The sequence below is a fragment of the Bradyrhizobium sp. RDM12 genome (assembly GCF_051917485.1).
GTDB lineage: Bacteria > Pseudomonadota > Alphaproteobacteria > Rhizobiales > Xanthobacteraceae > Bradyrhizobium.
Genome location: NZ_CM133064.1, coordinates 6,230,244 through 6,254,009, shown reverse-complemented (window position 1 = coordinate 6,254,009; position 23,766 = coordinate 6,230,244). Strand labels below are relative to the sequence as shown.

Here is a 23,766-nt window from a genome sequence, read left to right as displayed (position 1 = left end):
CTCCGTGTTGATCGTAACCCTAGATGACTTTTGACGGTTTCCCCGAGAGGGGATGAAAAAGGGAATGCGGTGCGGGGACATTGTCTCCAATGCCGTAGCTGCCCCCGCAACTGTAAGCGGTGAATCCTTCGTCAGAAGCCACTGGGTCCTCGGTCCCGGGAAGGCGACGAAGCGGTCACGACCCGCGAGCCAGGAGACCTGCCGTCAGCCGTGGTCACACGCGAAGATGTCGGTCGGGGAGTACAGACATTCGGCTTCATCGGAAGGCTTGTAAGCCGGAAGATGGGACCTTGGTTCGCGGTGACGTGCCACTGACGTCACACCGAGGTCCAGGACCGTGTCTTCCATCCGTATTGTACGACCACGCCGTTTCCTGCTGGCGTGCGCCGCTCTCACATCTTTTGTCGCCATCGACATGCCAGCTGCCTTGGCGCAGCAGGCCCGCGAACTCCTGCCGCCCGTGGAGGTCTCGCCACCGCAATCCCGCAGGCAGGCCAAGCCGACCGGGCGGGACGCGGCAAGCGCACGCCGCACGGCTTCGCGCAGGCCTGCCGCGGCAGCGGCCGCATCCAGGCCAGTCGTGCCGAACGCTGCGGCGCCGACGCCGCTCAACAGCAATGCGGTTGCCGAAAGCGCCTCGCGCCTCGGCTTGACCGTGCGTGAGACGCCCGCGACCGTCGAGGTGATCTCCGCCGAGACCATGCGCAAGCAGGGCTACCGTACCGTCTCCGAGGTTTCCCAGGGCGCGGTTGGCGTCACCGCCGGCGACAATCCGGCCGAGCCGTCAGCCTTCTCGATGCGCGGCTTCACCAACAGCCAGATCAACACGCTTTACAACGGCATCAAGATCGGCCCGCAGAACATGACCTCGCGGATCATGGACACGGCCAATCTCGAAGCCGTGGAAATCCTGAAAGGCCCGGCCTCGCTGATCTCCGGCGAGGGCGCCGCCGGCGGCTCGATCAGTGTCGTCACCAAGCAGCCCCACACGGGAGCGATCCGGAACGAGGCTGACTTCTCGTACGACTCCCTGAATTCCTTCGGCGCGCATTACGGCTCGGGTGGCAGCACCAACGTCGAGGGCCTCGACTACCGCTTCGACGTCAGCCGCTCCACGCTCAACGGCTTTGCCGACGACACCAACACCAAGACGCTCGACGTCTCCGGCCAACTCAACTACCGCATCTCCGACAGCCTCAAGGTCTGGGGCGCGATCGAGTATCGCGAGGACCGCTCCAGGGCTTATTGGGGCGCGCCATTGGTGCCGGTGGCCTTCAGCGGCTCGCATGCGACGGCTGGCATCGTCTCGGGCACATATGTTGCCTCCAACGGTTCGAATCTCGGGCCGATCACGATCGCCGACCGCACCTTCAACACCAACTACAACGTCCTCGACAATCGCAACGTGGCGCAGGAGGTCTGGCTGCGCGGCGGCTTCGAGGTGAAGCTTGCCCCCGACCTGACGTTGAAGAGCCAGGCCTACGCTTATGGCGCAGAGCGATCCTGGTTCAATAACGAGGTCGAGGCGTTCAACACCGAGACGAACATGGTCGATCGCAGCCGCTTCTATGTGGCGCACAGCCAACGGCTGGTCGGCAACATCACCGACCTGAGCTGGGATGCGAATATCGCGGGCTTCGACAATCGTCTCGTCGCGACGCTGTCGTCGAGCTATCTCGACTTCATCAGGCCGGGTGCCGCCAACTTCCCAGGCGACTCCGTTGATCTCGTTGATCCCAACCGTGGCTTCTACGGCCTGCTGACGACCAAGCAGCAGACCGCGCGTATCGACAACGAGGCTCTGTCGTTCGAGGACCGGCTGAAGTTGACGCGGACCTTCTCGCTGATCGGCGGCTTGCGGGTCGAGCATATCGGGCTCGACCGCAACTCGACCGATCAGTTCGGCCTGGAGAACGCGGGCTTTCCGTTCTCGAAATCCTGGGCGTCTGTCACCGGCCGCATTGGCTACACCTGGGAAGCGGTTCCGGGCCTGACCTTCTTCAGCCAGTACGCCACCGGCGCCGACATCTCCGCCAATAACATCTTCCTGCTCGGCCCCACCCAGCCGCTCGACCTGACCACCGCGCGCACCTATGAGACAGGCATCAAGCACGTGCTTTGGGACAACAGGGCGGAGTGGTCATTCTCCGCCTACGATATCGTGCGCAAGAACGTCTATGCCGCTGCGGGCGGCATGCAGCTCAACATTGCAGGACGGCAGGAGTCGAAGGGCGTCGAGCTCGCGGGATCGATCCGCCCGATCGAGCCTTTGCGTCTCTGGGGCAACATCGCCTATGTCGATGCGCGCTACGCAGACTATGATTTCGCCGGCGGCTCGTTCTCGGGCAATACGCCGCCGAACGTGCCGCGCATCGTCGCTAACGCCGGCGCGTCCTGGCGCTTCTTCACACCCTGGCCGGTGGAGGTCGGCATCACCGGCCGCCATGTCGGCGACCGCTACAACAGCGACGCCAACACCGTGACAATGAATGCCTACACCGTCGGCGATGTCTACGCATTCGTCGACATCCCCAAGACGGTCTTCAATGCGGTCGACCAGGCTCGCCTGACTTTCCGGGTGCGCAACTTCACCGACAAGCGCTACGCGATCTGGGGCGATCCATTCTATCCCGACCAGATCCTGTTGGGCGCACCGCGGACCTATGAAATCTCCGCGGCGTTCAAATGGTAGGGCGCTGACCGCATGATGGGCGCGATCGTCCTTTCGCACCGCTGGCTCGGGATCGCGTTCTGCCTCCTGTTTGCGATGTGGTTCGCGAGCGGGATCGTGATGCACTTCGTTCCGTTTCCGTCGCTGACGGAAGCGGAACGCCTTGCCGGACTCGCGCCGATTGAGCGCACGCAGCCGATCATTCCGGTTGCCGACGCGGTTACCGCCAGCCGCGTCACGGACGGCACGCGTGTGCGCCTGATCCAGCGCAGTGACGGGCCGGTCTATGTGGTGTCGGGACCGTCGCGCGTGCGGGCGGTCCATGCGCCGGATGGGGCGGACGCATCGGTGGAGTTTCCCGATGTCGCGCTCGCCATTGCCCGCGATTACGCCGGCAGGCGAGGGCTATATGCCGCGGACGCGATGATCGCCGCACGCGCGGACTACGATCAATGGAGCGTCCCGAACGGTTTTGATCGCCACCGGCCACTGTTCCGCATCGCGCTCGGCGATGCGGCGGGAACGGAAATCTATGTCTCGTCGCGTACCGGCGAGGTCGTCCTGGATACGATCCGCAGCGAGCGTGGCTGGAATTGGGTCGGCAGCGTCCTGCACTGGATCTATCCGACGGTTCTCAGGAGCAATTGGTCGCTGTGGGACCGGGTGGTCTCGATGGTGTCGCTGGTGGCCTTGATCGCGGCGGTGCTGGGCGCGGTGCTCGGTTTCGTCAGGATCAGGATCGGAGGGCGCCGGATCGCGTCGCCCTATCGCGGCTGGCACGCCCTGCATCACATTATCGGGCTCGTTTCGACCGCTTTCGTGCTGACCTGGATTTTCAGCGGCTGGCTCTCGATGGACCACGGCCGGCTGTTCTCGCGTGGGCAATTGACGTCGACGGAGTCTGGCGTGACGAACGCTGTGCCGGCCTGGCACGCAGTTCCGTCGCTCGATCAGCAGCAGCCCATTTCCTCCTCGGTCCTTGAAATCGAATGGTTTGCTTTCAATGGGAGTGTCTTTCGGCGCGATCGCACCGGCCTTGACAGCCAGACCTTGACCAAGGCGGGCGAGCCGGCCCGCAATCAGGAGATGGCGTTTCTGGATCAGCAGGACGTCCTTGGTCTGACGACGCGCCTGGCGACCGGCTGCGGCATGCCGTCCGTTGTCGCCGATAAGGATGACTATCCCGCGCAGTCCGTGGTTCCCGGTGCGCCTGTCTACCGCTCCCGCTGCGGCGATCTCTGGTTCGACATCGACGGCGCCGACGGCAGCGTGTTGCAACGGCTCGATGCCTCGCGGCGGGCCTATCGCTGGTTCTACAGCGCGCTGCACACGCTCGATTTCCCCGTCTTGATGGCGCATCCGCGTTTGCGCGACGTCCTGATCGTGGGACTTTGCGTACTCGGCCTGGTCTTTTCCGTCACCGGCATCGTGATCGGCTGGCGGCGTTTGCGGGCGACCTTCGCAGCCTGAAACGCCCATTAACCTGCAGCCAGCAAATTTGCGGGTTGCATCAATGGCGGAGGGCGAGGATGATCGTTCGAGGGGCGCAATTGCGCCCTCGCAATGGAGCGTCCGTGATCGATGTCAGTTTTGCGCAAGCGTCTCGGCATGATCACGCCGTCGTCCAATTCGGTGCTGGAGCCCGTGACCAGCGCCATGCTGCACGACGTCGACGGCGTTACCGCACATTTCTCTCGTTTCCGCGTCACGGAGATCGCGCTCGATGCCGCGGCACTAAGCCAGTTCGATGCCTCGGTGATGCTGCCGGCCGCTGAGCTGCTGGCCGATGCCAAGGTCGACGCCATCGCCTGGAACGGCACGTCGGCGAGCTGGCTCGGCATCGGTCGCGACAGGAGCCTTTGCGAGGCGATCACGATGCGCACAAACGTGCCGGCGACGACATCGACGCTCGCCTGCATCGACGCCGCTCGCGCGCTTGGCGCCAAAGGGTCGGCCTTGTCTCGCCCTATACCGATGACGTGCAGCGGCGCATCGCCGATGTCTGGGCCGAGGAGGGCATCGCGCCGCACGCCGAGCGACATCTCGGCCTGCGCGACAATTTCTCCTTTGGCGAGGTCACACCGTCGGCCATCGCGGACATGATCCGCGCAGTGGCTGCGGAGGGTGCTGATACTGTCGTCATCCTCTGCACCAATCTCGACGGTGCCGCACTTGCCGTCTCGCTCGAGCAGGAGCTGGATATCGTTGTGCTCGATTCCGTTGCGGTCACGCTGTGGCGTAGCCTGAGCCTCGCCGGTGGCGACATCGGGGCCCTTGCGCCGTGGGGGCGGATATTCCAGACATCAGCAATGATGAAGTGACGGAGACACCAGTGACGCAGTTCGATCTCGCCATTCGCGGCGGCACCATCGTGACGGCCAGCGACGAGTTTCGCGCCGATATCGGCATCCGCAACGGCCAGATCGTCGCCATCGCCGACAGCATCGGAGACGCCGCGCGCGAGATCGACGCGTCGGGGCTGCTGGCGCTGCCTGGCGGGATCGACAGCCACGTCCATATCTCACAGCCGTCGGGCCCCGACGTCGTGATGGCCGACGATTTCGCTTCGGCGACGCGCGCGGCGGCCGCCGGCGGCAACACCATGGTGCTGCCCTTCGCGCTGCAGGAGAAGGGGACGTCGCTGCGGACCTGCGTGGAGAACTACCGCAAGCTAGCGGAGGGCGAGTGCTACATCGACACGGCGTTCCACCTCATCATCTCCGATCCGACCGCGGTCGTGCTCGGCCAGGAACTGCCGGCGCTGGTCAAGGACGGTTATACCTCGTTCAAGGTGTTCATGACCTATGACGACCTCGTGCTCAGCGACAAGCAGCTGCTCGAGGTATTCGACGTCGCACGCCGCGAGGAGGCGCTGGTGATGGTCCATTGCGAAGGCTATGACGCCATCCGCTTCCTCACCACGAAGCTCGAACGCGAGGGCCACATCGCGCCCTATTATCATGGCACCTCGCGGCCTCAGGCCGTCGAACGCGAGGCGACGCATCGCGCCATCAGCCATGCCGAGGTGATCGGCGTCCCCCTCATGATCGTCCACGTCTCCGGACGCGAGGCGATGGAGCAGATACGATGGGCCCAGCAGTGCGGCTTGCCGGTGCATGCCGAAACCTGTCCGCAATACATTACGCTCACGGCCGACGACATGAAGGGCCTGAACATGGACATCTCAGGCGCCAAATATGTCTGCTCGCCACCGCCGCGCGATGCCGAGAGCCAGCAGGCGATCTGGGAAGGCATCACCACCGGGGTGTTTCAGACCTTCTCGTCCGACCACTGCCCGTTCCGTTACGACGATCCCAAGGGCAAGCTGACGCCGAATGCCCGCACCTCGTTCCGCTGGGTGCCGAATGGCATCCCCGGCATCGAGACACGGCTGCCGATCCTGTTCTCCGAGGGCGTCTCGAAGGGGAGGATCACGCTGCAGAAGTTTGTCGAGCTGACCGCGACCAACCACGCCCGCATCTACGGGCTCTATCCGCGCAAGGGCTCGATCGGAATCGGCTTCGACGCCGATATCGTGCTATGGAACCCGAAGCTCAAGAAGCCGATCCGGCAGGCCGATCTGCACCATGGCTCCGACTACACGCCCTGGGAAGGCTTTGATGTCACCGGCTGGCCTGTCACCACCATCGCGCGGGGTCGGGTCGTATACGAGCAAGGCAGGATCGTCGGCGATAAGGGCGCGGGCGAGGTGCTGAGCCGCGGCAAGTCGAGTCTGGTGTGACGGGGAGATGATGCCGTCGCGCGCTTTGTTATTTTGTGGTCACGGCGCGTGCGGACAAGGTGACGATGCACATCAGCGCCGCGAGCATCCAGAATGCCATCGGCAGTCCGGTGGCGTGGGCGATGAAGCCGATGCCGGCGGGGCCAACCAGAACGCCGGCATATCCGGCGGTGGTGATCGACGCCACCGCGAGCCCCGTGGGCATTACGGTCTGCATGGCTGCGCCACGAAACAGCACCGGCACGAGGTTCGAGGCGCCGAGGCCGATGAGCAGGAAACCGGCGACGGCAATGATCGCGCCCGGCGCGAGCAACAGCACCGCAAGACCTGCGACGGCAAGCAGGCTTCCGCCGACCAGCGTCAAGCGATCGCCGATACGCGCCACGACGACGTCGCCGCCGAGCCGGCCGACGGTCATCGCGATCGAGAACACGATGTAACCGATCCCGCCCTGGGCCTCGCTGACGAGGCCGCTGCCGATGACGAGCAGTGCGCCCCAGTCGAGCATCGCGCCCTCGATCAGGAACGTGATGGCCGCCAGCAGCGCCAGCAGCAGTACGATGCCATGGGGCAGCACGAATAGCGGTCCCTCGTGCGCTCGCGCCGAGCGCAGCAGGCGTGGCCAGGCGAGCGCCATCGCGATCAGCATCAGCACGGAGCAGATCAATGCGCTCGCGAGCGGTCCAAGATGAAACGACAACAGTGCCGTCATCACCGCAGACCCGGCGAAACCGCCAATGCTGAAGAGCGCATGAAAGCCCGACATCAGCGGTTTTCCCGCCGCGCGTTCGACCTCGACGGCATGGATGTTCATGGCGACATCGATGGAGCCGAGCGCAGCCCCGAATGCGAGCAAGGCAATCGCCAATGTCATGGGCGTGCCGGCGATGACCAGCAGCGGCAAGATCAGGGCGAGGGCGATTCCGCCCGCGATAATGATCGGCTTGGTGCCGTGGCGTGCGCTCAAGATGCCGGTTGCGAGCATCGCGATGACCGAGCCGACACCGAGGCTGAGCAGCAGCAAGCCAAGGACCGCGTCATCGACCGCGAGCCGTTGCTTCGCGAACGGCACCAGCGGCGCCCAGCACGCGATGCCGAAGCCGGCGACCAGGAACGAGAGGCGCGTGGCGAGCCGCGTCGCCGGCCGGTCGGCTGATGTCATTCGCAAGGCTCCGGAGGGGATTGGGCAGAGGAGAGGGGCGGGGTTATAAACCAGAACGAGGAAGGAAGGTTCCGCATGCTTGTAACTCGGATGGAGCGACTTGTCCGCCGAGCGAGGCGCGCGGCATGAAAGCTGCTTGTATGGAAAACCGGCGCGAGGCTGCGTTATGCTGGCGTGCCGACGCCCCTGAAGCTGCGATCCACCAGCCTCAAGAATTGGACCGAGAAGGCCTATCCAAATCTGATCCACTACGACCGGCTCGACAAAGGCGGCCACCTCGCAGCATGGGAACGGCCTGCGCTATTCTGCGCCGAAATGCGTACCGCGTTCCGCCCACTGCGTCACTCCATCTGAGCCGGGCAGGACGCGCGGGCGACATGGAAAACCGGCAGGGCTTCCACATCGGACAGATCGGTATCTGACGGAACCGCTGCGGCGCTCGAGCGGTTGGAAGGCGACACGGCGCTGACGCCGGGATAGTGTTCCTTTGGTGCGGAGCGCCGCCAACCGATCCGCAAGCTGGCAAACAGAACCAGGAGAGAACAGATGATCCGCAAGGCAAAAGCAGTATGGCAGGGCACCGGCCGCGATGGTACCGGCCATCTTTCGAGCGAATCCGGCGTGCTCGCCGAGACGCCCTATTCGTTCAAGACGCGGTTCGAGAACGAGAAGGGCACCAATCCCGAGGAATTGATCGCGGCTGCCCACGCCGGCTGCTTCACGATGGCGCTGGCCTTCGGTCTTCAACTCGCTGGCTTCACGCCGACTGAGCTCTCCACCGAGGCCGCGGTTACCCTCGATCCCGAAGGAAAGGGATTCAAGATCAGCAAGTCGGCGCTGACCTTGCGCGCCAAGGTGCCCAACCTCGACGACGCCGGCTTTGCCCGTATCGCCGGCGAGGCGGAGAAGGACTGTCCGGTGTCGAAAGTATTGAACGCGACAATCACGCTCGACGCCAAATTGATCTAGCCGAATGTTGGGAGCATCAAAATGACGACAGAGCGCGCAGTTTTGGCTGGAGGATGTTTCTGGGGCATGCAGGATCTCATCCGCAAGCAGCCTGGCGTGATCTCGACGCGGGTCGGCTACACCGGCGGCCGGGTCAAGAACGCCACCTATCGCAATCACGAAGGCCACGCTGAAGCGATCGAGATCATGTTCGATCCCGCGAAGACCAGCTTCCGGACCATGCTGGAGTTCTTCTTCCAGATCCACGATCCCACCACGCTCAATCGCCAAGGGAACGATCTGGGCACGAGCTATCGCTCGGCGATTTTCTACACGTCAGACGAGCAGAAACACGTCGCCGAAGACACCATTGCCGATGTCGAGGCATCGGGTCTGTGGCCCGGCAAGGTCGTGACCGAGCTCGCTCCAGTCGGCGAATTCTGGGAGGCCGAGCCCGAGCATCAGGACTATCTCGAACGCTATCCTGACGGCTACACCTGTCATTTTATCCGGCCGGACTGGAAGTTGCCGCGACGTGCGACTGTCGCGGGAGGCTAGGGGGTCCCAAGGGCGCCCGCAGTTGCGCGATCAGGCTGCGCGGGCTTCCTTGCTGTGTTGCCGTCCCCATGGCGGATACGTATCGATTGGACGTTGTAAGCTCAAAACCGCTTCGCCATCTCGGCGAGGCAACGGTGGGCGGTGTCGCGGGCCGCACGGATCGGCTCGGTTGGGCCCACAGTTGGGCCGATCGGCACGAAGCGCACGTCGCTGATGCCGATGAAACGAAGCGCCTCGCGCAGGTAGGGCGTCGCCATGTCGATGCGGCCACGATTCATGCCGGTGGCAAAGTCGCTGCCGGAGGCGAGGATGACGATGGTCGGCCGATCCTTCAGCAAAGGAAGATAGCCCTGCGCCGGATCGAAGCGGAACGTCAGGCCGGGCTGGATGATGATGTCGAACCACTGCTTCAGCTTGTAGGGAATGCCGAAATTCCACATCGGCGTCGAGATCAGCACGCGGTCGGCCAGCGAAAACCTCAGCGCCATCCGCTCGGCCTCCGCAAAGCAGTCGCGCTGCGCATCGTTGAAGGCCAGCGCGTTCATCCGCGCATATTTGGCCTCGACGATCGGACCTGCAAATTCCGGCATGCGCTCGCGCCAGAGATCGACGACGTCGACGTCCCAATCGGGGCGGGCCAGACGAAAGCCGTCAAGGAAGAGCCTTGCACCGGCGCTCGATTCGGAGTCGGCTCGCGGGGAGCAGGAGAGGTGCAGAAGCTTTGCCACTGCTCATTCCAGCGCCCTGATGACGGCGTCCGCGCGGGTGACGACGGCGACGTTCTGCATGGCAAAGTTGATTGAGGCCGAGTGCCAGTCGGCATTCATGGTCGAGCAGCAGTCCTCCGGCACGATCATGAAGTAGCCCTTGTCGGCGCCGGTGCGCGCGGTGTGCTCGACCGACATATTGGTCCAGGCGCCGGTGTTGATGATCATGTCGCGGCCGGTGGCTTTGAGGATCGTCTCGAGCCGCGTGCCCTCCCAGGCGCTCATCCGCATCTTTTCGACGACGAAGTCGCCGGGCCGCGGCTCGAGGCCAGAGACCGGCGCCGCGCCCCAGCTGCCGCGCACCATCGCCTTGCTGTCGACGAGGCCCTCGAACAGCGGCGCGTTCAGCGTTACGCCGGGTGCGCCGGGCTCGACTACAAACCAGACGTGGATGATGACAACGCCACGTGCACGCGCGGCCTCCGCGAGGCGGCGGACGTTCTCGACGACGTGCTGCTGCTTCGCGTGTCCCGGCGCGCCGGACTCGGCGAACGCGCCGCCGTCCATCACCACGTCGTTCTGGAGGTCCTGGATGATCATGGCGCAGCGGTTGGGATCGAGGCGCAACTCGCCGTCGGCCAGGATCGGCGCCGTGGCGGCAGGGCCGGCATTCGTGGCGTTGCCACCACTGCGCCTGCCGCTCATATAGGGCTCGTGGCGCGGTCCCGTCCTGGTCGGGATGGCGTAGACCGAATGCGTCGAGGTCAGGTACAGCGTGCGGAAATCCGGGCCGCCCCAGGCGAGGTTGGCGACCAGCTCGGGCACGCGAACCTTTCCGAGCAGCTCGCCGCGCGGCGAATAGACCCAGACGCCGCCGGGCGCGGTGACCCAGACGTTGCCGTGCTGGTCGCACTTCATGCCGTCGGGCAGGCCCGGCTCCAGCTCGGAGCGGATGCCGCTTGCGAACACGCGCGCATTCGACAGCGTGCCGTCGGCATTGACGTCGAAGACGCGGATCAGCGCCTGCACGGTGTCGTTGACATAAAGCAATGTCTCGTCAGGCGAGAAGCACAGTCCGTTCGGCTGATCGAACAGGGTTCGATCGACCACCAGCTTGGGCTCGCTGCCGGGCACCACGCGATAGACGCCCTGGAAACCGAGCTGCCGTGGCCGCTCGACGCCATAGACCGGCATGCGGCCATACCAGGGATCCGAGAAGTAGATCGCGCCGGAAGAGTGCACGCAGACGTCGTTGGGGCTGTTGAGCTCCTGCCCGCCGAAATGCGAGGCCAGCACCTCGCGTCGTCCGTCCGGCCGCTCGCGGATCAGCGACGAGGTCGCGTGCTCGCAGACGATCAGGTTAAGCTCGGCGTCGTAAGTCATGCCGTTGCATTTGTTCGACGGACGCTTGACCTCGGCGACACCGCGCCGCGCATCCCAGCGCCGGCGAACGTCGCCCGGCATGTCGGAGAACAGCAGGTAGTGATCGGCCGGATGCCAGATCGGCCCTTCCGTGAAGTCAAAGCCTGTGCCCACCTGCGCAACGGGTGCATAGGGATCAATCAGGGTTTCGAATTCGGAGCGCAAGGTGACGTGTGTCATCGGTCGGTCCTCAAGATCATCTCAGGCCGGGAACCAGTTGCGCGCGGGCAGGGACTGCACGATCGGGCCCGGGACCTGATCATGGAGCCGGCCCACGACGTTGCCGCCTTCGATCTTGGCGGGGCGATCGTGCACCGGCAGCAGATAGCGCGAGTTGCTGAGCAGTTTCTTGATCGCGGCCTTCTCCGCACGCTTGCTGGTGCCGTGATTGCCGGTCGTGCGCGGCTCCCAGTCGTGGATCTCGTTGAAGGGCGTGACGATCTGGTCGTTGAAATCGTAGATGACGTCACCGCAGATGGTGGCGATGCCGTCGGCGGTCTCGACGATGATGTTCATCGAGCCCTCGGTATGGGCGCCGGCGGCATCGCAATAGACGCCGGGCATCAGCTCGATCGGGCCGGTGATTTCGAGGTCGAGGAAACGCAACGCGCTCTTGGTGTGGAGGCGGTCGATCAGGTGCTTGATGTCCGGGGCCGGATATTGCGGATGCATCAGGCCGGACACCGAATATTCCAGCTCCTTGCGGTTGAGGACGACCGTCGTGTTCATCGGGAACAGATCGTCCTTGCCGGCGTGGTCGATGTGCAGATGGGTGTGGCAGACGAAGCGGACATCGCCCATGCGCACGCCATGACGCGCCAGCTGGTTCTCGATCATATGTTCGTGGTACTGCAACCCGCGCATGCCCAGCGTCTCCATGATCTGGTTGGAGCGATAGCCGGTGTCGACGACGACCGGATATTTGCCGCCGAGGATCAGGAAGCCGAGCGTGAGGACGCGGCGGGTGCGGCCGCAGTCGTGGCCCAGCACCAGGAAGCTCGATTCCAGCTCGATATCGCCGTAGTCCAGGATCTTGATCTCCAGCGCCATTCGTTTCCTCCCTGTTCTCTCTTTATCCGTTAAAGCCGATAGATGCGCGTCGCGGTGCCTCTGAAGATCGCATCCCGTTGCTCGGCACTCAGCGGGGCTGCCGCGGTCCGAAATGCGTCGACGAGCTCGCGATAGCTGGTCCACAATTTCTCGATCGGGAAATTGGAGCCGAACAGGCAGCGATCGGCGCCGAAGATCGCGACGGTGTCGGCGACCACGGCCGCGATGTGCGCGGGATCGTTGCGGTGAATGAATGTGCCAAGCCCAGACAGCTTGGAGACCACGTTCGGACACGTCGCGAGCCGGGCCATCCCGGCGCGCCAGGCGGCCCGCCCCCAGGCGAGCTCTTCGAGCATGCCGGCATGCTGAAGGATGAAGGTCACCTTGGGACAGGACTCCGCAAGCAGCGCCGCATCCGGCATCTGCGGTGTGAACACCTGGAGATCAAAGCTCCAGCCGTAGTCGGCGAGATGCGCGACATTGCGGCGAACCATGGGATCGATGCAGAGATCGGGCTTGGCGGCGAAGCGATAGAGTGGGTTCTCGTGCCAGTGCAGCTGCATCCGCGCGCCGCGCACCAGCGGATAGCGCTTCAGGCGGTCGAGCTGCGGGCGCACGTCGTCGACGGCGAAATTGGCATAGGCGACGATCGCATGTGGCCAGCCGTGCTCGTCGGCGGTCCGCTGCACCCAGGCGGCTTCGTCCTCGAAGCGGTCGTTGGCCCAGTTGGTTTGGACATAGACCGAGCGGGTGACGCCGCTGCCCTTGAGGTCATCGAGATATTCCTGGATCGGATAGTCGCGTCGGATGGCCTCGTAGGGTCCGAAAATGCGGGGCTGCATCGGGCCGACCAGCCAGGGCAGGTCGGCCTGTCGCCAGATATGATGATGCCCGTCGACAATCGCGGTCACGCAACTCTCCTTCGTCCCAATGCCAGTACATGCGCGACGATCGACGCGCTCGATCCGCCGTCGACGAGATCGTCGACGAAGCGCTCGATGGCAACCAGGGCTTCCGTCTGCGGACGGAAGCCCGGTCCCGCCGCGAGCGGCGTCAGCCAGCTGACGCGCCAGGCACGTCGCGATAGTTTGGCCACGGCGTCACGGAGTGCATCGGGCTCGCCTCGCTCCAGCCCGTCCGAGACGATGACCACGGCCGCTCCTCGCGCGTAGCCGCCGAATCGCGGCACTGCGAGGAAGGCCTGCAGCGCGTCGCCAATGCGGGTGCCGCCATCCCAGTCGCTGACGAGATGCGCGGCTGCACTCAACGCCTGCTCGCGCCGCTTCAGCCGCAAGGCGCGGGTGACACGGGTGAGCCGCGTGCCGAAGGTGAAGACCTCGACATTGGGCGCGGCCTGGACCAGCGCGTGCGCCAGCTTCATGTTCTCCTCGGTCCTGCTTTTCATCGACCCGGAAACGTCGATCAGCAGCAGGAACTTTCGAGCGCGCAGGCGCCGCTTCATATGGCCGAGCCGCAGAATTTCGCCGTCGCTTCGGACGGAGTCGCGCAAGGTGCGGCGCAGATCGGCAAACGGCCCGCGACGGGCGCGCATGCGGCGATGGCCACGCCGCCGGGGCAGGCGCCGGGGGCCTCACGCGACAGGCGGCGCAGTGCGTCTGTCGTAGAAAGCTGCGCAAAGCGGCGCTCGACAAGCGCCTCGGTGCGGGTCGCGGTGAGGCCGGATTCATTGGCCTCGTCGGAGAGCAGCGGCTCCTCGTCGCCGCGACCCTCTTCCTGCAGCCTGACGGTCTCGTCGTCCTCGCCGTCATCGACGCGCTCCAACGCTTCGCTGCCGCGGAAGTGGAGGTCGAACAGGCGGTCAAAAGTCGCGCGTCGCTCCGGCGGCGGGGCGAGGGTCGCCAGTGCCGCCTGCTTGATATCCCCGAGGTGACGCGGGCCGAGCAACTCGATCGCGGTGAGGAACGCGGTGGTTTGCTCCGGCGCGACGGCAAAGCTGTTGGTGCGCAGGAGTGCGACGAAGGAGACGAAAATGCGCGCGGCGCGCGGGAGCTGGGGCTCGGTGCTCATGCGGTCGCCTCCGCGAGTATGGCGTCGAGCCGGGGCGAGATGAAGTGCAGATCCTCCTCATCCTTCAGTGCCACGCCGATCGAGCGCTTGAACGCGTCAGGCCAGCGCGCACCGCCCTGTGCAGGAGCGTTGCGGCCTCGGCCCAGTCAACGGCCTCGGCGATGCCCGGCGCTTTGCTGAGCGGCTCGCGCCGGAGCCTGCTGACGGCCGCGACGACGGCGCGCGCGGTCGCCTCCGCAACGCTGGAGGCCCGCAGCATGACGATGCGCGCCTCACGCTCTTCGGTGGGGTAGTCGATCCAATGATAGACACAGCGGCGGCGCAAGGCCTCGTGCAAGTCGCGTGTGCGGTTCGAGGTCAGCACGACGACGGGCCGCTCGGCGGCGCGTACCGTGCCGCGCTCGGGGATCGAGATCTGAAAATCGGACAAAAATTCGAGCAGGAATGCCTCGAACTCCTGGTCGGCGCGGTCGATTTCGTCGATCAAAAGCACGGTGGAGTCTGGGGCACGCAGCACCGCCAGCATGGGACGCTCGATCAAAAACGTCTCGCCATAGATATCGATATTCTCGTCGCCGGCCTGGCGGATCGCGAGCATCTGGCGCGGGTAGTTCCACTCGTAGAGCGCCGCGGAGGCGTCGATACCCTCGTAGCATTGCAGGCGGATCAACCGGCGGCCGAGCACGGCGGCGATGGCTTTTGCGGCCTCGGTTTTGCCGACACCCGGTGCGCCCTCGAGCAGCAGCGGCTTGCCGAGTGCGAGGCCGAGATAGGCGGCGGTCGCAAGGCCCTCGTCGGCAAGGTAATAGGCCGCGCGCAGCGCTCTCTCCAGCGACTCCGGGCTATCGATGCCGACGATGTTGCTGCGGACCGCCATGAACCAGAACCTCTAGCGCCGCGCCTGCGGCCGCGCGCCACCCTGGGCCTTGATCGCGCGCAGCACTTTTTCAGGCGTTATCGGCAGTTCATCGATGCGCACGCCGACTGCGTTGAAGATCGCGTTGGCGACCGCCGGCAGCACGGATTCGCACATCTCGCCCGGACCTTTGGCGCCGAATGGACCGTCTGGGGCAGGGCGCTCCAGCACCGCAATGTCATGCGGGCAGATGTCGCCGGGGCCGGGCATCAGATATTCGACAAAGTCGCGCGGACCGTGCACGGGCTCGGGATAGTACGGCTCCGGGGTCTCGTACAGCGCGTGGCTGACGCCCATCCAGGCGCCACCGACGAGCTGCTGCTCGACCAGGCGCGGATTGAGCGCGCGGCCGAGCTCATAGGCCGAGTCCATCCGCACCATCGCGACTTCGCCGGTCTCGTCATCGACATCGACCTCGGCGACTAGGCAGGCGTGTGCATAGCAGGTCGCGGGCGACATCTCGCCGGTCTCCGGATTCACTTCAGAAAGCGGCACCAGGAAGATGCCTCGGCCCGAGATGGTCTTGCCCTGCTTGAACTGGGCGGCAATCGCGACGTCCTTGGTCGAGATCGAGCGGTGCGGCGCGCCCTTGACGTGGATGTTGCCTCGCCCGTCGGTCTCGAGATCGGCGGCGTTGACCTCGAGCTCCTCGGCGGCGGCTTCCATCATGACGCCGCGCGCCTCGCGGGCCGCCGCCATCACCGCGTTGCCGACGCGATGCGTGCCGCGCGAAGCGAACGAGCCCATGCAATGCGGGCCGGTGTCGGAATCCGCGGTGTCGACATAGACGTCCTCGACCGGCACGCCGAGCGTCTCCGCGCAGATCTGTCGGGTCACTGACTTCATGCCCTGTCCCAAGTCGATGGACGACAGCGCCACCGTGAATTTGCCGCTCGGGTTGGAATGCACCAGCGCCTGGCTGGGGTCACCGCCGAGGTTCATGCCGATGGGATAGTTGATCGACGCGATGCCGCGTCCGCGATGCCGGGTCATCTAGCGCCTCCTGGTGCCGAAGACGGAGGAAAAACGGGTCGCGCCATGCGACGGCGTAGCCGGCCGTGGAGAGGGCGGCGGAGGAGCCGGCGGTGGCGGTTCGCGCGGCGGTTCGCGGGTGACGGTGGGCGGAAGACGGTCGTAGCTGGTGCGCTGCTGCGCCGGAGCGGTGGGCCGCGTGCGCGAAGAATCTGTCGGGGTCGGCGGGATGACGGCGCGGCTGCCGCCGCCGTCCTTGCGCGAGGATGCTCGCCTGAACTCCTCACGGAGCGGCCACTTGGCCTTCTCTGCCGCGACCTGGACGCATTCGATCAGCGCGGTGTTCTTGGCCTCACGCCGGTGCGCCTTCATGTCGCCGTCGCGATAGGCGTTGAGGATACGGAATTCCATCGGATCCATGTTCACGAGGTGCGCCAGCTTGTCCATCTGACACTCGATCGCAAAGTCCATCGCGGTCACGCCGAAACCGCGCATGGCGGTCGCCGGGGTGCGGTTGGTGAAGACGCAATAGACGTCGCCATAGACGTTGGGAATGGTGTAGGGGCCCGGCAGATGCGCGGCGCATTTCACGGCGGCATAGCTCGACAGCCGGGTATAGGCGCCGCTGTCAAAGTAGCAGCGGATCTTGCGCGCGACGACGCGGCCGTCGCGCATCACGCCATCCTTGATGTAGATGCGCTCGGCGCCGCGCGGCGGGCCGTATTGCATCTCCTCCTCGCGCCCGAACACATAGCGCACGGGCCGCCCGGTCAGCATCGCGCCGAGGATGGCGAGCGGCTCGGTCAGCGTATCGACCTTGCCCCCAAAACCACCGCCGACCGTGCCGCCGATGAAGTGGAAGGTGTTGGACGGCACGTCCAGAATCTTGGCGCAGGTGTCGACCGAGAAGAACAGCGCCTGGGTCGAGGTGTAGACCACGTAACGGCCGTTGGTGTCAGGGGCCGCGATCGCCCCGTTGGTCTCGGTCGGGGCGTGCTCGATCGGCGACATCTGGTAGCGCTGCTCCAGCACGTGATCGGCGGTCGCGAGCGCCGCGTCGGCGTCGCCAAAGCGCAGTTGTTGGTGATCGTAGGTCTCGTGATAGGTGAACGTGTTCTTGGGATAGGTCTCGTTGACGACGGGCGCGCCGGGCTTCAGCGCATCCTCGACGTCGAACACCGCCGCCAGCGGCTCGTAGTCGATCTTGACCTTTGCGATTGCCTCGAACGCCTCGCGCTCGCTGTCGGCGACAATGGCGACGATCGGCTCGCCCTTGTAGCGGACCTTGTCGACCGCGAGCGACGGCTCGTCGTCCTTGCCGAAATTGATCAGGCTGAGAAGCGTGTTGAGATTAACAGGCACGTCGGTGCCGCGGATGATCCGGCGGACGCCGGCGGAGCGCTCGGCCTCGGTGGTGTCGATGCGGCGAATTCTGGCATGCGCCTGCGTCGAGCGGACGACCTTGAGATGCAGCATGCCCTGCAGCTTGTGATCGTTGAAATAGCTCGAGGTGCCCGTGACATGGCCGAGCATGTCCTGGCGCTGGGTGCCCTTGCCGATCTCCTTCAGATTGTCGTCGCGCTCGTCGGCGAAAATGTCCTTGCGCAGTTCCAGCATGGTCGCGTTCCCTTAGGCGCTGACCCGGCCGCCGGCGGCGGCGAGGATAGCATTGATGATCGGCTCGTAGCCGGTGCAGCGACAGATGTTGCCGGAGATGGCTTCAATGACCTCGTCGCGGCTGGGCGACGGATTGCGATCGAGCAAGGCTTTTGCGGCCATCAGCATGCCGGGGTGCAATAGCCGCACTGAGCGGCAAAATTGTCGGCGAAGGCACGCTGGAGCGGATGCAGGTTCGGGCCCTGCTTCATGCCATCGAGCGTCTCGACCGAACGGCCAGCGACGGTTTCCGCCAGCGTCAGGCAGGAGAGGTGAAGCTCACCGTCGATCAGCACGCTGCAGGTGCCGCAGCCGCCCTGGCCGCAGCCGAATTTCGGCGTCATGTCGCCGATCAGCTCGCGCAGCGCAACCAGCAGATTGGTGCCGCCGTCGACGAAGATCGCGACATCGTGACCGTTATGACGAAATTGCAGGGGGATCTTGGACATGGCCGTTTATTCCTGTCCCGACAGCAGACGGCGCAGATGGACGCCGACGATCTCGCGGCGGTACCATGCGCTGCCGAGCGCATTGTCGGCTGGCGATGTTCCCTCGGCGGCCGCGGATGCGGCCGCGATGGTCGCGGCATCCAGTGAGCGGCCCTCGAGCGCCCGCTCGGCGGCGCGGGCCCGGATCTGCGTCGGTGCCATCGAGCCAAGTGCGATCCGCGCGCCTGCGATCCGACCGCCGCTGATCGGCAGATGCGCGGCCAGCGTAATGACGGAGCCGCCCTTCGGCTTGATGCGCGCGATCTTGCGATAGCGGAATGCCTCACTGCTTGCCGGTCGAGTGCAGGAGACCGACAAGACCAATGTCCCGGCCTGTCGCTCGCGCGCCTGCAAAAACTCCTCGATCGGGATGTCGCGCGAGCCGAAGCTGCCTTGCACGGCCACAGTGGCATCAAGCGCCAGCAGTGCGACAGTGAAATCGCCGTACGGGTTCGGGGCGAAGAGGTTGCCGCCGACAGTCCCCATGTTGCGTACGGCGGGGCCACCGATCGAACGGGCAGGGGCATGCAGGAAGGCAAGGTCGCGTTCGGCGAGGACGCGCGCGAAAGTGACGCCGGCGCCCAGCGTGATGCGCGGGCCGGAGGCATCGATCCGGGTCAACGCCTGATCCTGGGCGCGAACGACGGTCGAGATCGAGACGTCGCCCTCGTTCAGCGCCCGCATCACCAGCGTGCCGCCGCCGAGATAACGAGCGGTGCGGTCCGAGGACAGCGCGCCGGCCGCCTCACTGGCGCTGGTGTAAGTCTTCACTGTCACGGCCATCTAGGCGGCCTCCTTCAGGTGGCGGCGGATTGCCTCGAACCCGGCCTGGTAAATGTCTTCGGCGACCATGTGGGTGATGCGGTCCCGGTCTTCCGGCTTGGTCGTGAAACGGGATTCCCAATGCCAGAACGTGCGGTCGCCGTCGGTGACCGGCAGCAGGCGGACATGGGCGACGTAGTTGAACATCGGGATCGGAGTATCGAGCAGGCAGTAACTGAAACTCTGTTCGAGGTCGGACAGCGCCAGCAACTGCTCGCGCAGCTCGGCGCCGTCCTTCAGCTTGAACCGCCTGACGCAGCCGATCTTGTCCGACGAATGGGCGCGCTCGATCGAGGAGGTCGCGACCGCCGGGTGCCAGCGGTCATGCCCGTTGAAATCGCGCAGCATCGACCACGCGGCATCGGTCGGCGCGTCCAAAATCGTGCTTTTGACGATATGCGGCACGGCTCTCAGCCTCCGAACACGCGCTTGAGGGCATCGAATCCGCCCTGGAACACACCGCCGCCGATATTGCCGACGAGCTCGGTCTCCCGCTCCGGCGCGCAGTCGAACTCGGCGGTCCATTCCACAAAGGTCTGGTCGCCGTCGGTGACGGGCGTCAGCCGCAAGGTCGCGACGTAGTTCTCGACGCCCATCGGGGATTCCAGGATCGAGTAGGTGCAGAACATGTCGTAGTCGGAAAGGCCCAGAAGCTTCTCGCGGATGCGGTCGCCGTTGCGCAGGCGAAAATCCCTGACACAGCCGATCCTGTCCGAGGGCTCGCCGCCCTCGATGCGGCTTTCGGCGATCGCGGGGTGCCAGTTCGGCAGGCCATTGAAGTCGCGGACGCGCGCCCAGACGCGGTCGTTGCGCGCGTTGACGACGGTGGAGACGTAGACGCGTGGCATGGATCAGACCTCAGCTCTTCTTCCGCGGACCGCGCTCGGCCGCCGGTTCGCCGCCGCCCTCAGCCACGGGCGGGGACGCAGCTGGCTTGTCACCTCCGCCGCCCTTGCGCGCGGACTCCTTGATGCCCTGCATGTCGCGCGCTTCGCGGATCAGACCGGGCATCTTGGCGAGGCTGCCGCCCTCGACCCCGATATCCGCTAGGAGCGAGATCGATCAGCGGCGCCTGTACGCGGTAGCGCAGCGCCGAGTCGATCACCTCGTCGGTGGCGCTGCGGCCGCCATTGCCACCGTGGCCATTGCCGTTGAGGCCGTCGACCTGGAGGATGCGGATGCCTTCGATCTTCTCCATTGGCTTGACGCTCTCGCGCACGATGCCCTCGATACGGTCGAGCAGTTTTCTGCGGAACAGCGAGTAGCGCGCCTGGTCGGTGAGCACGTTCTCGGCCTCGTTGAGCATTCGCTGCGCTTCGGCTTCGACGGTGGCACGGACACGCTCTGCGTCCGCGGCAATCCGGGTCTCCTCGGCCTGCTTCTCGGCGAGCAGTACCTCGATCGTCTTGCGACGCTTGGCAATCTCGCTCTCGCGGGCGGTGATGACACGCTCGGTTGCTTCGGTGGCCCGCATCCGCGCTTCCTCCGCCAGCGCCTTGGCGGCAGACTCCTCCAGCGACTTCTGATGGATGGCGATTGCCTTCTCCATCAAGACGGTCTCGACCTCTTTCTCGCGGTTGACCTCGAGCTTGCGCAACTCGCGCTCGCGGCCGACGCGGGCTTCGTCTAGGCCGCGGTCGGAGGAGATGCGCGCGCGCTCGACCTCCTCGCGGGAGGCAATCTCGGCCTCCTGCAACGACTGGACCCGGGCGACCTCGAGCTGCTCGATCGCGCGACGGCGCTCCAGGCGAGCCGCTTCGAGCGCCTGCTCGCGCGAGACATCCGTAGTCTCGACCTCCTTGCGGGCCACGATTTCGGCCTGCCGGACCTGGCGATCGGCATCGATCCGCTCCGACTTCTTCGCGGAGAGCGCGATGACGCGGTCCTCGTCGGCGATCTCGATCGCCTTTTTCTGTTCGATATTGAGCACCTCGCGCTTCTTGGAGGAGTTGATCCGCTCGGCTTCAAGAGCGAGATCGACGGTAATCCGCTGGCGCTCGATGGCGTCGCGCCGCTTCAGTTCGGCGGCCTCCAGCACGCCCGTGCGCTCGATTTCCAGCGAGCGGGTATCGCGCTCCGCCTGGATACGTTCGGCGGCGACGGTCTTTTCCTGCGCGATGCGGGCCGCTTCGATCGCTTCGCGCGAGGCGATGTCGGCCTCCTCGACAGCGCGATTGCGCGCGATCTCCAGGGAGCGGACGCGTTCCTCCTGAGCGATGCGGCTTGCTTCCGTCGTCTCGCGTGCGGCGATGCCGGCAACTTCGAGGGTCTGGTTGCGCTCGATCTCGAGCTGCCGCGTATTCTGCTCGGCGGCGATGCGCTCGGCGGCGAGAGTCCGCTCGCGCGCGATGCGGGCGGCCTCGACCGCGCGCTGTGCCTCGATCTCCGCCTCCTGGATGGTGCGGACCTGCTGGATCTCCAGCGCGCGGGTGCGCTCGTCCGAGGCGATGCGCTCGACGTTGACGATCAGGGTCTGGGCGATGCGCGCCTTCTCGGTAGCTTCGCGGGCAGCGATCTCGGCCTCGTCCACGGCGCGGCTGCGCTCGATTTCGCGGCGGCGCGTTTCCTCCTCATTGGCGATGCGGGCGTCGGTGACGACACGGTCCTGCTGGATACGGGCCTTTTCGATCGCCTCGCGCGCGGCGATTTCGGCTTCTTCGACGGTGCGCATCCGCTCGATCTCGCGCTGGCGGACCTCGCGTTCCGACGCAATCCGCGTCGTGTCGATCGAGCGCTGATTGGCGATCCGCGTCTTCTCGATCTCCTCGCGCGCCAGCAGCTCCTTCTCCTCGATGGTCCGGGTGCGCTCGATCTCCTTCTGGCGGGTCTCGCGCTCGGAGGCGATGCGGGCTTCGGCGATGGCTTGCTCATTGGCGATTCGCGAGCGCTCGATTGCCTCGCGTGCGGAAATCTGCGCCTGCTCGGCCTCGGTTTCGCGCAGGGCGCGTTCGCGGGCGACTTCCGTGCGCTGGAGCGCGCGGCGCATCTCGATGTCGCGTTCCTGCTCCAGCCGCGCCGTCTCGCTCTCGCGCTCGATTTCGAGGGCCTGTCGCTCGGCCTCCAGATTGCGGGTGCGGATCTTGATCATCGAGTCCTGCTCGATGTCGTTGCGCAGCTTGCGCCTCGCCTCGATGTCCTCCATCAGCTTGGTCAAGCCTTCGGCGTCAAAGCGGTTCGAGGGGTTGAAAAATTCGAGGTCGGTCTGGTCGAGATCGGTGATGGCGACGGACTCGAGCTCAAGACCGTTCTGGGCGAGAGCTTCGGCCGCATTGGTCTTGACGCGTGTGACGTAGTCGCCGCGACGTTCATGCATCTCTTCCAGGGTCATCTCGGACGCGACCGAGCGGATCGCGGAAATGAACTTGCCGGCCAGCAGCGCATGGAGCTGTTCCGGCTCCATGGTGCGGCGGCCGAGCGTTGCGGCGGCGATCGAGACGGCTTCGCGGGTGGCCTGGACCCGGACATAGAAGTCGGCCTCGATATCGACGCGCATGCGGTCGCGTGTGATCACGGCGTCCTGTCGGGAGCGCACGATGCCCATCGGCAGCACGTTCATGTTGACCGACGTGTAATCGTGAATGAAGGGCAGCACGAAGGCGCCGCCATTGATCACGACGCGTTCGCCGAGGAAACCGGTCCGGACGAACGACACCTCCTTGGAGGAGCGGTGGTAGAGCCAGTTGACGATATAGACGCCAACCACGATCGCGACGATGGCGACGACCAGCCAGAGAATGAGTTCGCCGACCAGGATCCCTGACATGTTTCCCTCCCTCAATCTTACAGGCGTTAGCGCGCGCCGATCGCCTTGAATTTGCGTACCTGTTCCGTCAACGCCCGCTCCACCGGCAGCCGCTCCATCGAGGAGGCACCGTAGAAGCCGTGGCAGTAGCGGGTGTTCTTCATGATGAAATCGGCATCCGCCGGATCCGCGATCGGGCCGCCATGGGCAAGCACGAGAATGTCCGGATTGACGCTGAGCGCGGCGGACGCCCAGGTGTCGATGCGCGCCGGGCAGTCCTTGAGCTTGGGCGCGGTCTGCGCGCCGATCGTGCCGCCGGTGGTGAGTCCGAGATGGCAGACGATGATGTCGGCGCCGGCGATTGCCATCGCGGCGGCTTCCTTCTCGCTGAACACGTACGGCGTCGTCAGCAAATCCTTCTCGCGCGCCTTTGCGATCATGTCGATCTCCAGCGCGTAGGACATGCCGGTCTCTTCGAGATTGGCGCGGAACACGCCGTCGATCAGGCCTACGGTCGGGAAGTTCTGCACGCCGGCGAAGCCGAGCGCCTTGAGCTGATCGAGAAACACATCCATATCGCGGAATGGATCGGTGCCGTTGACGCCGGCGAGCACCGGCGTCTTGCTGACCACGGGCAACACTTCGCCGGCCATCTCCAGCACGATGGCATTGGCGTCGCCATAGGCCATCAGCCCGGCGAGCGAGCCGCGGCCGGCCATGCGGTAGCGGCCGGAATTGTAGATCACGATGAGATCGACGCCGCCGGCTTCCTCGCATTTGGCCGAGAGGCCAGTGCCGGCGCCGCCGCCGACGATCGGCTCGCCGCGTTTCGCCATTTCGCGAAACCGTTTCAACAATGGTGCGCGTTCAAACCGGGCCATC

At 65.3% G+C, this 23,766-nt stretch carries 16 protein-coding genes, 6 pseudogenes and 1 riboswitch; of the genes and pseudogenes, 7 read left to right on the top strand and 15 right to left on the bottom strand.

Annotation, left to right across the window (positions count from 1 at the left end):
- Nucleotides 1-17 precede the first annotated feature (17 nt).
- Nucleotides 18-220: riboswitch (cobalamin riboswitch) on the top strand.
- 117 nt (nucleotides 221-337) lie between these two features.
- The 4 genes and pseudogenes from ACTGJ9_RS30690 to hydA all read left to right on the top strand — a co-directional run bounded on the left by ACTGJ9_RS30690 (nucleotide 338) and on the right by hydA (nucleotide 6,413).
- Nucleotides 338-2,692 carry a TonB-dependent receptor gene (locus ACTGJ9_RS30690; protein WP_456674102.1) on the top strand — a complete coding sequence of 785 codons (2,355 nt, stop codon included), beginning with the start codon at nucleotides 338-340 and terminating at the stop codon, nucleotides 2,690-2,692.
- Nucleotides 2,693-2,704: 12 nt separating this feature from the next.
- The gene (locus ACTGJ9_RS30685) at nucleotides 2,705-4,141 is read left to right on the top strand and encodes a PepSY domain-containing protein (RefSeq protein WP_456674101.1); all 1,437 of its coding nucleotides are present in this window, start codon (nucleotides 2,705-2,707) and stop codon (nucleotides 4,139-4,141) included.
- Nucleotides 4,142-4,252: 111 nt separating this feature from the next.
- Nucleotides 4,253-4,992 (top strand): annotated as a pseudogene (locus ACTGJ9_RS30680) (maleate cis-trans isomerase family protein).
- Nucleotides 4,993-5,003: 11 nt separating this feature from the next.
- A complete protein-coding gene (gene hydA / locus ACTGJ9_RS30675) occupies nucleotides 5,004-6,413 on the top strand; it encodes a dihydropyrimidinase (RefSeq protein ID WP_456674100.1) in 1,410 nt (469 codons plus the stop codon).
- Between the two features lie 28 nt (nucleotides 6,414-6,441).
- Here hydA and ACTGJ9_RS30670 read toward each other — a convergent pair whose 3' ends face one another.
- Nucleotides 6,442-7,575, bottom strand: a complete 1,134-nt coding sequence (locus tag ACTGJ9_RS30670) for an MFS transporter (protein ID WP_456674099.1) — start codon at nucleotides 7,573-7,575, stop codon at nucleotides 6,442-6,444.
- A 210-nt stretch (nucleotides 7,576-7,785) separates the two neighbouring features.
- Here ACTGJ9_RS30670 and ACTGJ9_RS30665 point away from each other — a divergent pair.
- From ACTGJ9_RS30665 to msrA, 3 genes and pseudogenes are all read left to right on the top strand, one after another.
- Nucleotides 7,786-7,929 (top strand): annotated as a pseudogene (locus tag ACTGJ9_RS30665) (epoxide hydrolase); the annotation flags it as partial.
- A gap of 192 nt (nucleotides 7,930-8,121) precedes the next feature.
- Complete coding sequence (locus tag ACTGJ9_RS30660; protein WP_456674098.1) at nucleotides 8,122-8,544, top strand: OsmC family protein; 423 nt, start codon at nucleotides 8,122-8,124, stop codon at nucleotides 8,542-8,544.
- Between the two features lie 21 nt (nucleotides 8,545-8,565).
- Nucleotides 8,566-9,081, top strand: a complete 516-nt coding sequence (msrA, locus tag ACTGJ9_RS30655) for a peptide-methionine (S)-S-oxide reductase MsrA (RefSeq protein WP_456674097.1) — start codon at nucleotides 8,566-8,568, stop codon at nucleotides 9,079-9,081.
- A 101-nt stretch (nucleotides 9,082-9,182) separates the two neighbouring features.
- Here msrA and ACTGJ9_RS30650 read toward each other — a convergent pair whose 3' ends face one another.
- The 14 genes and pseudogenes from ACTGJ9_RS30650 to ACTGJ9_RS30585 all read right to left on the bottom strand — a co-directional run bounded on the left by ACTGJ9_RS30650 (nucleotide 9,183) and on the right by ACTGJ9_RS30585 (nucleotide 23,765).
- The gene (locus ACTGJ9_RS30650) at nucleotides 9,183-9,809 is read right to left on the bottom strand and encodes an FMN-dependent NADH-azoreductase (protein ID WP_456674096.1); all 627 of its coding nucleotides are present in this window, start codon (nucleotides 9,807-9,809) and stop codon (nucleotides 9,183-9,185) included.
- A gap of 3 nt (nucleotides 9,810-9,812) precedes the next feature.
- Nucleotides 9,813-11,390: an isochorismatase family protein gene (locus tag ACTGJ9_RS30645; RefSeq protein ID WP_456674095.1), complete on the bottom strand. Its 1,578-nt coding sequence runs from the start codon at nucleotides 11,388-11,390 to the stop codon at nucleotides 9,813-9,815.
- Between the two features lie 21 nt (nucleotides 11,391-11,411).
- Nucleotides 11,412-12,260: an MBL fold metallo-hydrolase gene (locus ACTGJ9_RS30640; RefSeq protein ID WP_456674094.1), complete on the bottom strand. Its 849-nt coding sequence runs from the start codon at nucleotides 12,258-12,260 to the stop codon at nucleotides 11,412-11,414.
- Between the two features lie 29 nt (nucleotides 12,261-12,289).
- Complete coding sequence (locus ACTGJ9_RS30635; RefSeq protein WP_456674093.1) at nucleotides 12,290-13,171, bottom strand: amidohydrolase family protein; 882 nt, start codon at nucleotides 13,169-13,171, stop codon at nucleotides 12,290-12,292.
- A pseudogene (locus ACTGJ9_RS30630) lies at nucleotides 13,168-14,288 on the bottom strand (vWA domain-containing protein). The gene ACTGJ9_RS30635 and the pseudogene ACTGJ9_RS30630 overlap by 4 nt, the downstream one beginning before the upstream one ends.
- A pseudogene (locus ACTGJ9_RS30625) lies at nucleotides 14,285-15,165 on the bottom strand (AAA family ATPase). The pseudogenes ACTGJ9_RS30630 and ACTGJ9_RS30625 overlap by 4 nt, the downstream one beginning before the upstream one ends.
- Before the next feature lie 12 nt (nucleotides 15,166-15,177).
- On the bottom strand, nucleotides 15,178-16,197 hold the full coding sequence (locus ACTGJ9_RS30620) for a xanthine dehydrogenase family protein molybdopterin-binding subunit (protein ID WP_456674092.1): 1,020 nt from the start codon (nucleotides 16,195-16,197) through the stop codon (nucleotides 15,178-15,180).
- Nucleotides 16,198-17,793 carry a xanthine dehydrogenase family protein molybdopterin-binding subunit gene (locus ACTGJ9_RS30615; protein WP_456674091.1) on the bottom strand — a complete coding sequence of 532 codons (1,596 nt, stop codon included), beginning with the start codon at nucleotides 17,791-17,793 and terminating at the stop codon, nucleotides 16,198-16,200.
- 12 nt (nucleotides 17,794-17,805) lie between these two features.
- Nucleotides 17,806-18,281: pseudogene (locus tag ACTGJ9_RS30610) on the bottom strand ((2Fe-2S)-binding protein).
- A gap of 6 nt (nucleotides 18,282-18,287) precedes the next feature.
- Nucleotides 18,288-19,103 carry an FAD binding domain-containing protein gene (locus ACTGJ9_RS30605; RefSeq protein WP_456674090.1) on the bottom strand — a complete coding sequence of 272 codons (816 nt, stop codon included), beginning with the start codon at nucleotides 19,101-19,103 and terminating at the stop codon, nucleotides 18,288-18,290.
- The gene (locus tag ACTGJ9_RS30600) at nucleotides 19,104-19,547 is read right to left on the bottom strand and encodes an SRPBCC family protein (RefSeq protein ID WP_456674089.1); all 444 of its coding nucleotides are present in this window, start codon (nucleotides 19,545-19,547) and stop codon (nucleotides 19,104-19,106) included. It lies immediately after the preceding gene.
- 5 nt (nucleotides 19,548-19,552) lie between these two features.
- Nucleotides 19,553-19,990 (bottom strand): SRPBCC family protein, encoded by a 438-nt coding sequence (locus tag ACTGJ9_RS30595; RefSeq protein WP_456674088.1) that lies wholly within the window; start codon nucleotides 19,988-19,990, stop codon nucleotides 19,553-19,555.
- Nucleotides 19,991-20,000: 10 nt separating this feature from the next.
- Nucleotides 20,001-22,905, bottom strand: a pseudogene (locus ACTGJ9_RS30590) (flotillin family protein).
- A 26-nt stretch (nucleotides 22,906-22,931) separates the two neighbouring features.
- Nucleotides 22,932-23,765: a phosphoenolpyruvate hydrolase family protein gene (locus ACTGJ9_RS30585; RefSeq protein ID WP_456674087.1), complete on the bottom strand. Its 834-nt coding sequence runs from the start codon at nucleotides 23,763-23,765 to the stop codon at nucleotides 22,932-22,934.
- Nucleotide 23,766 lies beyond the last annotated feature (1 nt).

What these genes read in the sequence shown, in the direction of transcription:
- ACTGJ9_RS30685 (WP_456674101.1), top strand. Translation starts at nt 2,705, where the DNA reads ATGATGGGCGCGATCGTCCTTTCGCACCGCTGGCTCGGGATCGCGTTC.
- ACTGJ9_RS30670 (WP_456674099.1), bottom strand. Translation starts at nt 7,575, where the DNA reads ATGACATCAGCCGACCGGCCGGCGACGCGGCTCGCCACGCGCCTCTCG.
- ACTGJ9_RS30660 (WP_456674098.1), top strand. Translation starts at nt 8,122, where the DNA reads ATGATCCGCAAGGCAAAAGCAGTATGGCAGGGCACCGGCCGCGATGGT.
- msrA (WP_456674097.1), top strand. Translation starts at nt 8,566, where the DNA reads ATGACGACAGAGCGCGCAGTTTTGGCTGGAGGATGTTTCTGGGGCATG.
- ACTGJ9_RS30645 (WP_456674095.1), bottom strand. Translation starts at nt 11,390, where the DNA reads ATGACACACGTCACCTTGCGCTCCGAATTCGAAACCCTGATTGATCCC.
- ACTGJ9_RS30640 (WP_456674094.1), bottom strand. Translation starts at nt 12,260, where the DNA reads ATGGCGCTGGAGATCAAGATCCTGGACTACGGCGATATCGAGCTGGAA.
- ACTGJ9_RS30620 (WP_456674092.1), bottom strand. Translation starts at nt 16,197, where the DNA reads ATGACCCGGCATCGCGGACGCGGCATCGCGTCGATCAACTATCCCATC.
- ACTGJ9_RS30615 (WP_456674091.1), bottom strand. Translation starts at nt 17,793, where the DNA reads ATGCTGGAACTGCGCAAGGACATTTTCGCCGACGAGCGCGACGACAAT.
- ACTGJ9_RS30605 (WP_456674090.1), bottom strand. Translation starts at nt 19,103, where the DNA reads ATGGCCGTGACAGTGAAGACTTACACCAGCGCCAGTGAGGCGGCCGGC.
- ACTGJ9_RS30595 (WP_456674088.1), bottom strand. Translation starts at nt 19,990, where the DNA reads ATGCCACGCGTCTACGTCTCCACCGTCGTCAACGCGCGCAACGACCGC.
- ACTGJ9_RS30585 (WP_456674087.1), bottom strand. Translation starts at nt 23,765, where the DNA reads ATGGCCCGGTTTGAACGCGCACCATTGTTGAAACGGTTTCGCGAAATG.